The organism is Vibrio sp. 10N.261.51.A3 (genome assembly GCF_041471965.1).
GTDB classification, from domain to species: domain Bacteria; phylum Pseudomonadota; class Gammaproteobacteria; order Enterobacterales; family Vibrionaceae; genus Vibrio; species Vibrio crassostreae_C.
This window is the reverse complement of sequence record NZ_JBFRPK010000012.1, coordinates 1222-14422: the sequence shown is the minus strand read 5'-3', so window position 1 is coordinate 14422 and position 13201 is coordinate 1222. Positions and strand designations below refer to the sequence as shown.

The window sequence follows — 13201 nt, the reverse complement described above, 5'->3', positions numbered from 1 at the left end:
GTTAAACAACCCGATAAGCCGTTCGAAGGATAGCGTCCTCCATAAGAGATTCGGCGATTTAACGCTTTGCTCATAACCTGTTCGGGTTTTGAGCAATTGGGTAACCGCGTGAAGACCTCGATTAAACAATTAGTGCTGGCCACTTCATTTTTCCTGTTTACCCAACACTCTTCTAGTGCTGCTGAATTTGAGGTTAAAGGGGTTAATAAAACTCTCACCGAAAATGTAGAATTATATTTAGAACCTTTAGCCGATGTTCCTGCATCACAGCTATCGAAAACGAAGCTATCTAAACGTATTCAAGATGCACTCAACCCTTATGGTTATTATCACCCACAGCTCGATATCGACCTCAATGATTCTGATAACGTGATCATTAACATCGATTCTGGTCCTGTCATGCGCATCGCAGAATCGATAGTAAAAATAACAGGTGAAGCTAGCCTAGATGCGGAGTTCATCAATATACTCAATCAAAGCAAGTTAGGCTCAGGTTTAACTTTGTCTCACCAAGAATATGACCAAACTAAGCGTGCGATTTTCTCTTTAGCAAAGCGGAAAGGTTATTTTGACGGCAGGTTTATCGAGTCAAAGATTGAAGTTATTCCTAGCGAGAACATCGCGAATATACACTTGTATTTTGCAAGTGGTCCACGCTACAAGTTCGGTTCTATAAGTATTCCTGATGATGGGGTTGACCCTACTCGTATCGAGAAAATACCCACCTTTAAAAAAGGTGATGACTTTGACACCATCAAGTTAGGTGAACTGCAATCTGATTTGTCAGACACTCAATGGTTTCGAAGTGTCATCGTACATGGTGACTTTGACAAACTTGATGACAACCTAGAAGTTCCAATTGAAATCATTGCCGAGCCAAGTTCTCGAAATATCGTGCAGGTCGGTGGCGGCTATTCTACAGATCTCGGTTTACGCGCCTCTCTCAGTTGGTCAAAGCCTTGGTATAACCGGAGAGGCCACAGCTTTGAAACACAGACATATTTGTCTGAACAGGAGCAATCACTTCAGTTGGGGTACAAAATCCCCACAGAGAAAGTCACAACGGATTACTTTGGTATTCAGTTTGAATCGAAACGAATTGATCATCGAGACACCAATAGCTTTACAAACGATCTTAAGTTCGAACGTTACTGGCAATTAGACAGTGATTGGCAAAGCACCATTTATGTCAAATACTTGCACGAACAGTACCGTCAGGCATCTGAGGAAGAGCAATCGCAATTACTGTTACCTGGCATCAGTTTTTCTCAGGTTGATCGTAAAAATGATCAGTTGGAGCTCAATCATCGACACATCTATTCTGTCGAGTATTCTGACCCTAGTCTGTTCTCTGACTCAAGGCTGTTGCGGTTGGAAGGAAACAGTGTCCTTTCATGGGATATTAGTGACAGGCAGAAGCTCCATTTCCGCTCCAACGTAGGCATCAACATTGCCAAATCATTATCTGATGTGCCGTCGTCACTGCGGTATTTTGCTGGTGGCGATGGAAACCTGCGAGGTTATGGTTACGAATCTATCTCCCCTAGAGACGAGAATGGTGAACTAACGGGGGCACGTTATATGTTAACTGCTGGGCTCGAATATCAGCATCAAGTCTATCGTTCAATTTGGTTGGGCGCATTTCTTGATGTGGGTGATGCATTTGATCAACAAGCGGATTGGAAGCGTGGGACGGGCGTGAGTTTGATTTGGAACTCACAGTTAATGCCAGTTAAGCTCGATTTTGCTTACGGCATAGATGCGCCTGAAGGCGACGAATTTCGTATTCATTTTTCCTTTGGTACTCAATTCTGATTTTTGTACGCTGTTTATGCACTCGCGAGGATGCGAACCATCTAATAGGATTCAAGTAAATCGAAAGAGCGTAATAACCTTTGTGCTTTAGCAAACACAAAGGTAAAAACTATGAAAAAGCTACGATTCGGTGTATTTGGTAATATGGGCCCTGAAGCAGATGCTCTGTTCCAAGATATCGTCGCCAAGAAAGAAATTGAACACGGCGCACTTAAAGACTAAGACCACATGGCCATGATAGTGGTGAAAAACTCAGATATCCCCGATCGATCTGAAGTGATTAACGAAGGCGGTACCGATCCTGTGCCTGAACTGATTGAGTCAGCGTGCATTTTAGAACATGCCAATGTTCAGTTTGGCGTAATGACCTGTAACACCGCTCATTACTTTAGACCTGAGGTTCAAAAGCACACCAACGTTTATATCGTCGACATGCTTCAAACCACCGTTGATCAAATCAAAGAGCAGAACTCTGAATCTGTTGTTGGTATTTTATGTACCAACGGCACATACAATTCGGGAATCTATGATCGTTACCTAACGGACGCGAATCTGGTGTTCGTTAAGCCAGATTCCTTTGAGCAAGAGCATAACGTGCATAGTGCTATCTATGGTGAAGTAACCGGTGAGATGACAGAGTGTGGACAAGCAATCCGAGAAACCAACGGGATCAAAGCGGGCGAGTTTGAGCGTAATGCCGCACTGCTTGCTGTAGCGATTCAATCCATCGTAGAGAAGGGCGTTGATACGGTTATTTGGGGATGCACGGAACTTCCTTTGGTTAGAAAGCAACTTGAAACGGCATTTCCAACAGTCACTTTTATTGATCCTATGGAAGCGGTAGCTGAGCGTGTCGTTGATATTTACCGTCTCGCTGAGCAATATGTGGAGCGTGGACATGTGGATTACAACATTAATGATGTTAATTCGATCTTCACAACGCTTGATATGGTGAACTACGTAGTCCAAAGAGCGATGACCTACCGTCTATAAGCTCAGATACGTGTATTTGAAACATGAGAAAGCCGCGAATTACGCGGCTTTTTTACATTTGGACTGGAGAAAATTAAAAATAAAGATTCGAAGCTGAACACTTAAAGCTCGAACTCGCCATTCATTTTTCGAAATAACCAATCAGGTACCTTGTTCCATGAACTGTAGTTCGGGTTCTTAGTATGGATTTGTTCCTCTGAAGCCCAGATGGTGTCACCTGATTGTTCTCGCGACACAGCCCAGAACAACTCCTCTTTCTGACGTGTTAAGTAGTGTGTCACTTGCTTCGCAAACTCTTCACTGTCAACCAACACCCCAAACTCAACGTTGAGAAAGTCTGATCTTGGATCGAAGTTAGAAGAGCCAATATAGGTGACACGCTCATCTAAAATTACTGTCTTGTTGTGGTAGTAGGTATCAACATGAAAGTAGTGATCATCATTGATCGCTTGGCTTTTGTACTCATAGATACTTACGCCCTTGTCGAGTAGAGTCTCACGGTGTTTTTCGTAATACGCAGGCACAAAGCCCGAATCATTAGAAGCCGATGAATTCGTCAGTAAGGTGACTTCGGCTTTGCTCTCTCTAAGTGCATCGACGAATACAAACTTGTTATCGCTTGGCACCATATAAGGCGTAGAAATAATAACCTTAGAAGGTGTCGGTACTTTTTGCTTCATCAAGTGTTCAATACGTTGGCGAAAGTAGGGCTTGTTGTCATTGAGTTTCTCCAGTGAGTCAAATACCGGCGTGACAGAGGCTGAAATGAACTTCGGTTGGTTTAAGCTCTTTATCTGCCTTTCGACTTCAGACGTGATCAATGCTTGATTCTTTTCACCTTTGTTCAACGCTTTGGTGAACGCTTGGTATTGCTCTTTCTCTTTGATTTTAATGCGTTCTTGAATTGGCACTACATGCTCACTGTTCCACAACGCTTGGTAGTTTCGGTCGAAAGCAGCAATCACGTCGCCTTTAAACAGCACATCCATATCAAAGAAGTTGGCACTTTCGCTGTAGCCAAAGTAGTCATCACCGATGTTGCGCCCACCGAGGATCATCGATTGGTGATCAACGTTAAAGTATTTCTCATGCAGTCGATTATCTAACTGTTTTTGATGAGTAGAGAAGTTGAGCGCACGACCAATCCAGCCAGCTTTACGTGACTCAAAAGGGTTGAACAGTCGAATCTCAATATTGGCGTGTGAGTCCAACTCCGCAAGCCATTTGTCATTGAATACCAACAAGTCATCCAGTGTGAGGCGCACGGCCACATCGCGGTCAGCGGCGTGTTTCAGCTCGTTTAACAGCATCAGACCCAGAGTGTCGTTTTCCCAAGAGAAGTAAGTCATATCAATCGAGTGTTTTGCTTGGCGAACCAGATCAATGCGGCGCGCAAAGGCTTCAGGCGCACTCGGGATCAAATAGACTTCGGCTTGATGTTCTGTGCTTTGCCAGTTAGCTTCGAAGTCAGGTTCAACATCGGGGTAAGGTTGGGCACATCCTGTGACCAAAGCAATCAACATTATTGTGCATGCTGTTTTTAGTTTGCTAAGTGTCATAACTAACCTGCGTTTAAACATAAAATTTGGATATAGAAACGGCCAGCGAGCTGGCCGTTAAAGTAGGAAGGGTGTTGAATATGTTTAGTTTAGGTACCAGTCCCAAGGCATAAGACCTTGCTCTGCTAGACCCGTTAAGCGACCTTCACGAAGCTTAGGATCAACACCTGGGTTTGTGACATAGTCCCAGTCGAAGGTAGTGCTGTTGTCGCTGAATCCTGCACCATCAATGACAAGCACATTGTCGGTAGCATCGCTGTACTGGTAGCTCTGGAACAATTCATCGCTAAACCAAAGACGCGACATTTCGTTCATAAGGGCTTTATCTTTGCTTGATGGATTTACTTCGCTTCCATCAAAACGTACAGCTTTGTTGAACATAAATGGCAGTTCTGAACCGTTACATGCACCGCTGATGCAACCAATCGTTTTGAATAGATCAATGATTGACAGTTGGTCGTATTCGCCCGTTTCTTCATTTAGACCTGTTTTATAGTTCCACATGTTAAAGCTTGGTTTGTGCTCAAAGTGGTATAGCGTTGCTTCTACTCCGCTGTTTGCTGCCATATAACGAGCTGGGCCATTGAACAAGGTGTCATTTAGCAAGGTTTTAAATTGCTTCATGTTGTCAAGAGCGCCACCAAAGCTAGATTCTGAGTTAGGGTAGAAATCAGTTAGAGCCAGAATATCTTGGGTTTGCTGGTGGCTAGTGATCTCAACAATGTCGACCAAGCAACCTACGGTACCCGCAATATCGTTGGTATCAATGCATCCAGTCATTTCAAGTAGATCACCTTCTAGCTTGGCACCATAAAATAAGCCCGTTACTGCGCTGTACGCACTGCTTGGCAATACAAGATCTGCTGAAACTTCATCACTTGCTTGCTCAGATAGTTTTTGTTGCAGAAGAACGATGTTGTTTTCATCTTCTAACCAGTTAACCATAGCTAGAGCTAGCTTTGTTGGATCTTCGTTAGTAAGCAGTTCAGGTTCATCATTTGTTAATAACTCGATGACCGTCGGGATTAAGAACGTAGCGCTAAATAGCATGCCAAAGCTGTTCGCTTCATGTGCATTTTCACCTAGGACAGTTGGTACTGAGAAGCCTGCTTTCATTGGTGACTCTGCTGATTCTCTACAGCTACCAAGGAGACTTGTTTTTTCACACAATATGTATGGAGCAAAAGGCATCAGGTTTGACATTGGCGTCTCATCTGCGGCTGGGCTCAGAATTGGGATTTGCAAAGAACCTAACAACCAATTTTTTAGCTGTTCAATACCATCCAAAGCTGTTTCTTGCGACGCCATGATCTCGTCGACCGAAGTGTCTGCATCAAAGTTATTGTTGCGGCTCTTAGCAACGTCATAACTTGGATACTCGAACCCATAAGGGTTGCTTTGCATGATTGCACGTTGGAAATATTGACCTGCGATATCGTCATCTTGCTGCAAGAAACCAATAGACATAGCACCAGAGCCTTGACCCATAACGGTTACGTTTTGAGCATTACCACCGAAGTCAGCGATATTGTTATGTACCCACTCTAAGGCGCGCTTCTGGTCACCTAGGCCATAGTTGCCATCTTCGTTCGCGCCTTTAATCCATTGAGTACCTAACTGACCAAGACGGTAGTTAAAGCTTACATAGATGAAAGGCTTACCATCGTCGCTTCCTTGAGCAACCACGGTATCACCGTGCACAAGTGCTTCAGAACCTGAGCCATATTCAAAGTCACCACCGTGAATGAATACATAAACCGGTAGGTCTGCATCAGCATCTACGCCTACTGGGCGCCAAATGTTAAGGTTCAAACAGTCTTCAGATTGTGTCTGTGAAACGGTCTTCAATTGAGGACATGCATCACCAAACGTAGTCGCATCAATGTCACTCCCAAGATCAACCATTTCACTGTGCTCAAAACGCTCTGCATCGGCAAATTTAATGCCTTTAAAAGACTCAACTGAAGCCAGTTTGTCGTCTTCGGTATTCGACGTAATAACCAGCTCTTCTTTGGTCGCTTTGATACTTGCGTCGCCGATTTGAATAGTAAAGGTTTCCGCAGGGGCAGGTACGAGAGGTTCAGGTTTGTCTGGCATTGGAACCGTTGGTTCAACGTCTGTGTCACAACCAGCAAGAGCGGCCGCAATAGCGAGCGCGATGAGAGAACGATATGCAATAGTCATAAAAAAGGTGTCCACAATAAAATTTGGTAAAGTAACGAACAGCGCATCGATACCGTCAAACCTGTCCTTCCATCAGGTGATTCGCTCCATCATTGGTGCGTTTGACGTGGTTGTTTATTTCACTTGCTCTCTGTTGAAAACAAGGGGGCGCAATGTCGTTGGTATGATGTCGGCGCAAGTAAACGTGAGATTTACACCGATATCAGAGTTCAATGAGCTAAGAGCTTATTAGGTCTAGAAGATCAAACGTTCTAGAAGCGATAGCCAAGGTTCAATGTCACAGCCGAACGAGTTTCACCTTTGTTGTACAACACGGTCATGTTGTAATGCTTGCCAATCTGTTTGTTGACTCCGGTTAAAAATGCCCACTGGTTAATGTCGACACCAACGTCGTAATCAAACTCAATATCGTCTGTCTTTACAGTACCTTGCATACGTGAATCTAAACCTTGGTATTCAGCACCAACGAAGAATTGAGCGCGATAATCAACTAATTGGTAGCCCAACATTGGCTGAATCGTGACAATGCCGTCACCCCAATCATCCATCCCTTTCAGACGGGTTTGTGAATAGGTGCCGGTCAGTGATGCAAAGAACTCTTTGTAACCAACAGATAGTGTTGTACCCGCACCGCGTAAGTCATATTCGAGATGCAGTGGTACATTTAAACGCCCACTGTTACACAGTGCTGATACGCCCTCGCACAGTTTGTCACCTAGACCAGGTAGTTTGTTATTGAGTTTATCTTGTAGATATTCTCCCGCAGCGCCGGTGTAAGAGGCATCAACATTCGCGTCAACGTTTACCTTTCCTACATATCCGAATACATTCCAGAACGGCAGAATATTCACATCACCACGTATTGAAAGACTTTCTGCTTTAACCGTTGCAACGCTATCTTCAGGGTCGAACAGGTCATTCAAGCGCACACCGCCAATCACGTAATCGGTCATAGGAAGGTTCATGTCTTGATTGCGATAAGCAACTGAAACACCGAATGGTAATGGCAAATCGATACCTTGACGACGCACCATGTCACCCATTAAAGGGAATACTCGATCTAACTTAACACTCGCTTCTTGCATACGAGGATCTGAAACTTCTTTTAGACGCTCTTCATGCAGGACATTAACGCCGTTGTCGTCTTCATAAATTGCGACGGGTTCAGTTACAGCGCTCATGGTCATCGGTTTCGTTTTAGACGTACCCTCGATGTTAGTTGTCTTACGTTCAATAACGACTTTACCAGAGTCTAACTTTTGGAAATCAATCACTTGGTAATAGGTATCGACTTTTGACTTACCAAGATTAAATGGCTTGTCGTTGGTGATTACCATGCGTTTTGGTGTGCCGCCTACAAGTTCAATATCAACATTCAAGAAACGGAAATAGGCGATGTCTTGTGGTAAGCCGTATTTCGAATAGTTGAAGCTAATGGTCACGTCGCCGTTGTCTTTTTCATTGACTTTCACTGACGATGGATCGAAGCTTTCTGCATAATTTCTTAGTCGATACTCAGTGCGCGTAAACTCTTCAATTTCATCGATCAGTTTTTCGTTTTCATCCAGCTCTTGCGGGTTGTATTTGACGCGCAGGTCGATGTTGCCTTTGCTGTCTGTGTTTTTTATCAGATAGACGCTTGAGTCACGAACCTCATCGCCAATTTGTATGGTTCGATGTGCGTGTTCAACTAGGTGCTCGCCCTGTACGAGCGAACTGATTGCTAGCTTTGGTAAATCATGACTGATGCCATATTTGTCAAATAGTGCTCGACCTTTTTCCATAACTTCGCTGTAAGTATTGGTTTCTGTCGCAGACGCAAAATTGGGGGTGGTAAGTAATAGGGCGCACGCTAACACAGAAAGAGTATGGGTCTTACAGGCGCTGGTGCGTATTTCAAAAAAACTCATGACGGTTCCCACGCTGAGTAGCCTCAAACCTTCGAGACTCAAACAGTCGATGTAATACTGAACGTCGTGTTCAGTTGTTATGTATTTATCCGTTAGGATTGCTAGTGTGAATGTCGCGACTAAAAATGCATTGCGTCAATCAATGAGAGGATTTTAAGAGGAGGTGGCAGATCGCGTTAATCGCTTTTGATGGACGCTATCCTCATTTAGTAATAATTAGCGTTAATTAATTGATTTATAATGATTTTCAATAGATAAAAAACGGCCTGTGAAGTAAAAATACTTGGCAGACCGTTTTGTTGTGAGTTGTTAAGCGCATTTAGTTCTAAGCAGTTACCCTCACTCTAAATAGATCAGTAAACAACTTCGCTATCATCAGAATAATCAAAATGTTTACGAGCATCAAAAGTGGCGTTTCAATTCCATAAACAGGTGTGAGGTTGAGCGCACCAGATGTGAGAACAACTAATAAGTTAATACCCAATATTCGGTGTACCATGAGCTTAGGTGTCGCGAACACTTTCCATATCACCATAATGTTAAGGAAGTAGAATAGTCCCAGCTCCCATAGTTCTGTCATTAATGGCATCACAAAGATGTATTGCAACAGAACCACCGACCCTGTACCCAACACACCATAAAAAGCGTCCTTAATAACGCTTGGTGGCATGGTCGGCACCATAGCAGAGAATACACCGGCTAACATAGGAAATATGAAACCACCTGGAACTGGAAGATAAATCCAAACCAACAGCGATGTGATAAACATCGACACGCCTTGCAGCACTTTGCGCCCATCTTCATTCAAATGTTCAACAAACGTGCGATGTGCATGATGCCAAGACACGTCTTTATGATCACCTATGACATTGAGTTCACCCTCAACAAGAGATTGTTCTGGTGTTAATACATCGAACGTCTTCAAGTTGTGAGTAAGAACTGCCCATTGGATATCTAAGTCTGATTCGCTGTTACTTTGTTTGAGTAATGTATCTTGGATATGTGCCATTTCATCGATACGCAAGCGCCATGTTTGGATGTTCTCTTTAAGGTGGTAGCTTCCGGTCAGTGGCAGATCTAAAAGTTGATACAGCTTATCAATATTCGCGGTGTTGCTTTCAAGTGCGGCAATGTCGATGTTGTCTGTTTTTTCCATTGCATCTAACAACGCTTGTTTACTGGTTTCGAAACGTTGTACAAAGTTGAGTTCAGTATTCACAGGCCACACGATGCGATACACAATAGAGAACACAACAACACCTAATAGTGTTTCTTGAAGTCTAAGTACAGCAAAGTGAAAGGTGGTTTGGTTATCAAACCCGCCCAGACAAGCAACAATCGAACACACGGTAAATCCTATTGAAAAGATGTAGCCGTATTTCTCGTCACTAGACATGAAAATACAAGTGCCTAAGAACACGGTAAGAAATGTTAGAAACAAAAATCGATCTTGTGAAAACATCGCAATGAGGAAAAAGGCATAACCGGTCCCTAACAAGGTTCCCATTAACCGGTTATGGCCTTTGTTTATTGAATGGGCGAAGCTCTCGTTCAATGCCATCACTGCGACGGCTATCGCAGCCCAATACGGTTTTTCCCAACCAAACCACAACGCTAGGCAGATTGCGATAACGATAGAGAGTGCGACTTTAATCGCGTCTTTAGTCGATGCAGTGAACATAAGAATCACCTAGCTATTTTTGATTATCTTGATCGAGGCAGTCATACCAACACGCAGTTGTACGTCTTCTGGTATTTTCTCTAACTTCACTTTGATAGGGATGCGTTGAGCTAGGCGTATCCATTGGAAGTTTGGATTCACGTTTGGCAATAAATCATTACCTGTGCTGCCGTCTTGCTTCGCGATACCAAAACCAATACTTTTGATATGTCCTTCTAGCTGAACATTGTTGTGCATCATTAAGGTCACATAAGCAGTGTCCTGAGCATCGACACCGACTAAATCAGTCTCTTTGAAATAACCTTCAATCCAGAAGCTATCTTCATCAATTAGCGCAACCACAGGTGAATTCGCGACAACTTGAGAGCCAACACGTAGGTTCAGATTGGTGATATAGCCGTTAGTAGGCGCATATACCTTGGTGTACTCAAGGTTGAGATGTGCTTCTTCTACGTTCGCTTTTGCCAGTTCGACATTTGCGGCGCTGGTTTCTACCGCGTTGTTCAAGTTGTTTAGTGTCAGCACGGGCACGGCACCGGGCGTTCTTTTCTCTAAATTCAACGCGCGTTGCTCTTCGTTTTTGGCTTTGGCGAGTAGGGCAAATGCTTGTTTTTGAGTCGCAAGTGCTTTTCTGTAGGTCGCCTTGTAAATACTCGGATCGATCTCAAAAAGAAGATCGCCTTTTTTTACCTTCGAGTTGTCTTCGACATGCACTTCAATGACTTGACCCGTGACTCGAGGTGTAATCGAGACGATATAAGCGCTGACTTGTCCGTCTCTGGTCCATGGGTTACTTGAGTACGACTGGTAATAGCTATAAACCACAGTTCCCGCAGCAGCCAATAATAAAAGTGTAATGAGATAACGTTTGATCACAGTAAGTGCCTCAAAAAATGGTAATAAAATGGCCGATAGCGCCAGTAAAAATCACGATCAAGCTCAGTTCTGCTATTGCAGGAAAGGCGACGTACTTATGAAGGCCAAAGCGTGTCGCGATTGACCCTGTTAGCATTGTCAGTATGTAAGCCAGTGCGATAACCAATAACAGCGGTGGGAAGTAGACTTCATCCCACACAAGCTCATGCGGCATGGTATTCATGGTTCTGTTCTCTATTTGTTTGATGAATGCAACGATAACGGAGTTCGATTTATTGTGATAATCGCTTATAGAGGATCGTACCCATCACAATCCAACTTTATTCGGTGATTATGCCAACTGCCTCTTTGTTGAGAGCCGTAAGCCAGTAAAAAAACGGTAGGAGGTTGTCGTTCTTGAAGTGGAAACACTTAATTGAAATTGATTTCGAAAATCATCTACTTTTGCCGGTTTAAGATAAATATATTTAAACCAATCACTTAAGGTGTAAATTGCACTTCAAAAACTATGCGAACAGTTAAAGTGATGATTTGATCCATCAAATGGGATTACATAATAAAACCTTTTGTTCTTAATATTCGGTTCGAAGCAACGAGATGCTTTATTTATTTTGAATAATCCAACAAATATCATTATTAAGTTATTCGTTAGATTATTTACTCCTTATATTTAGTAACAAGAGTAAATTTGTCATGGACATTATTTCTAATCTGTTTGACATGGCACCATTTGTCGCACTATTTATTACACTCTCATTGGGTTATATGGTTGGTAAAATTACTATCGGCCGATTTGTTTTAGGCGGTGTGGCCGGAACATTATTAATGGGCGTAATTATTGGGCAATTTGGTGTTCAGATTGATCCCGGCGTAAAAAGTATTTTCTTTGCGCTCTTTATTTATGCTGTGGGTTATCAAGGCGGCGCACAATTCTTTAAAGCGCTTAACTTTAGAACCATCAACATTCTGTTGTCTGCGGTTGTTATGACGGTTTCAGGCTTATTGTGTGTACTTGCCGCTGCGTGGTTGTTTGACTTAGATAGAGGTACTGCTGCGGGCCTAGCTGCCGGTGGTTTAACTCAGTCTGCGATCATTGGTACTGCAGGCGATGCGATCGCCCGTTTGGGTGGTGTGTCTGAAGAAGCCAAACATCTGATGCAAACTAACGTTGCTGTAGGTTACGCTGTAACATACATCTTTGGTTCTCTAGGTCCAATCCTAATGGTGACATGGGTATTCCCAACACTAATGAAATGGGACATTCGCGCTGAAGCAATCAAAATGGCAGAAGCGAACTCAGATGGTAATGCAGAGCTTGGTGCTGGTGAATTCAATGCGATGACAAAACTTGAGACTCGCGCTTTTGAAATCAAAGCAGAGAGCAAAGTGAATGGTTTGACACTAGCCCAAATCAATCAAGATTCAATAGACGCATGCATCGAAGTTATCGAGCGTGATGGCAAAGCGATTGAAGCAGACAAATTTACTAAGTTTCAACAAGGCGATGTTCTGGTTATCACAGGTACTCGTAAAGCCATTGGTCAGTTGAAAGGTGACTCTGTTGGCTCTGAAGTTGTGCTTCCAGAAGAGTACGAAGTCATTGAAGAGAACCGTCAGCTTATCGCAGACAACAAACAACTGATTGGCCGTACACTAGGTCAAATCAAATCAGAAGCGAACAAAGGCACTTACCGTGGTGTTTATGTGACTGACTACCTTCGCGAAGGTGTATCAATCCCAGTTCACGCTGACCTTGTTGTTAAGAAAAATGATGTTATTCAATTAACTGGCTCACCAAGCGATATTAATCGTGTTCAAGGTACAATCGGTAAGCCAATGAACTCAGCAACAATGACTGACTTCATTGTACTAGGCATGGGTATGGTATTGGGTCTTTTGATTGGCCTAATCAACTTCAAAATTGCAGGTATTCCGGTCACTATCGGCTCTGGTGCAGGCTGTCTAGTGTCAGGTCTGATTGTTGGTTGGTTACGCAGCCGTAACCCACATGTGGCGCAATTCCCAGAATCAGCAGCAAGCTTTATTCGCGACTTCGGTCTAGCAGCATTCGTGGGTATCGTTGGTCTTGAGGCTGGCCCTCAAGCGGTAGACACCATCAAAGAACACGGTATGAGCCTACTATTCTTGGGTGTTGCGGTAACCATCATTCCACAGATTATTTC

The 13201-nt window shown here is 43.4% G+C and carries 9 protein-coding genes; 3 read left to right on the top strand and 6 right to left on the bottom strand.

The window, feature by feature from the left end; translation table 11 throughout:
* Positions 1 to 96 precede the first annotated feature (96 nt).
* Together AB4371_RS03735 and AB4371_RS03730 are read left to right on the top strand one after the other, a co-directional pair.
* Positions 97 to 1815 (top strand): autotransporter assembly complex family protein, encoded by a 1719-nt coding sequence (locus AB4371_RS03735; protein WP_372149003.1) that lies wholly within the window; start codon positions 97 to 99, stop codon positions 1813 to 1815.
* 228 nt (positions 1816 to 2043) lie between these two features.
* The gene (locus AB4371_RS03730; protein WP_372149001.1) at positions 2044 to 2808 is read left to right on the top strand and encodes an aspartate/glutamate racemase family protein; all 765 of its coding nucleotides are present in this window, start codon (positions 2044 to 2046) and stop codon (positions 2806 to 2808) included.
* 101 nt (positions 2809 to 2909) lie between these two features.
* Here AB4371_RS03730 and AB4371_RS03725 read toward each other — a convergent pair whose 3' ends face one another.
* The 6 genes from AB4371_RS03725 to AB4371_RS03700 form a co-directional block, all read right to left on the bottom strand.
* Positions 2910 to 4367 carry a phospholipase D family protein gene (locus AB4371_RS03725; RefSeq protein ID WP_372148998.1) on the bottom strand — a complete coding sequence of 486 codons (1458 nt, stop codon included), beginning with the start codon at positions 4365 to 4367 and terminating at the stop codon, positions 2910 to 2912.
* 84 nt (positions 4368 to 4451) lie between these two features.
* Positions 4452 to 6551 carry a carboxylesterase family protein gene (locus AB4371_RS03720; protein ID WP_372148996.1) on the bottom strand — a complete coding sequence of 700 codons (2100 nt, stop codon included), beginning with the start codon at positions 6549 to 6551 and terminating at the stop codon, positions 4452 to 4454.
* A gap of 251 nt (positions 6552 to 6802) precedes the next feature.
* Entirely contained in the window at positions 6803 to 8461 is a 1659-nt protein-coding gene (locus AB4371_RS03715) for a hypothetical protein (protein WP_372148992.1), read from the bottom strand.
* Between the two features lie 325 nt (positions 8462 to 8786).
* Positions 8787 to 10142, bottom strand: a complete 1356-nt coding sequence (locus tag AB4371_RS03710; protein WP_372116283.1) for an FUSC family protein — start codon at positions 10140 to 10142, stop codon at positions 8787 to 8789.
* Positions 10143 to 10151: 9 nt separating this feature from the next.
* Entirely contained in the window at positions 10152 to 11018 is an 867-nt protein-coding gene (locus tag AB4371_RS03705) for an HlyD family secretion protein (RefSeq protein WP_372148989.1), read from the bottom strand.
* A gap of 10 nt (positions 11019 to 11028) precedes the next feature.
* A complete protein-coding gene (locus tag AB4371_RS03700; RefSeq protein WP_017059802.1) occupies positions 11029 to 11241 on the bottom strand; it encodes a DUF1656 domain-containing protein in 213 nt (70 codons plus the stop codon).
* Positions 11242 to 11711: 470 nt separating this feature from the next.
* On the opposite strand from AB4371_RS03700, the gene aspT reads away from it, so the two are divergent.
* Positions 11712 to 13201, top strand: a 1490-nt coding sequence (aspT, locus tag AB4371_RS03695) for an aspartate-alanine antiporter (RefSeq protein WP_104216373.1), incomplete at its 3' end; no start/stop codon positions are given.

Bases quoted from the DNA above. Each gene is read 5' to 3' on its own strand.
- AB4371_RS03720 (WP_372148996.1), bottom strand. From the start codon at position 6,551: ATGACTATTGCATATCGTTCTCTCATCGCGCTCGCTATTGCGGCCGCT.
- AB4371_RS03700 (WP_017059802.1), bottom strand. From the start codon at position 11,241: ATGAATACCATGCCGCATGAGCTTGTGTGGGATGAAGTCTACTTCCCA.
- AB4371_RS03730 (WP_372149001.1), top strand. From the start codon at position 2,044: ATGGCCATGATAGTGGTGAAAAACTCAGATATCCCCGATCGATCTGAA.
- AB4371_RS03710 (WP_372116283.1), bottom strand. From the start codon at position 10,142: ATGTTCACTGCATCGACTAAAGACGCGATTAAAGTCGCACTCTCTATC.
- AB4371_RS03725 (WP_372148998.1), bottom strand. From the start codon at position 4,367: ATGACACTTAGCAAACTAAAAACAGCATGCACAATAATGTTGATTGCT.
- AB4371_RS03715 (WP_372148992.1), bottom strand. From the start codon at position 8,461: ATGAGTTTTTTTGAAATACGCACCAGCGCCTGTAAGACCCATACTCTT.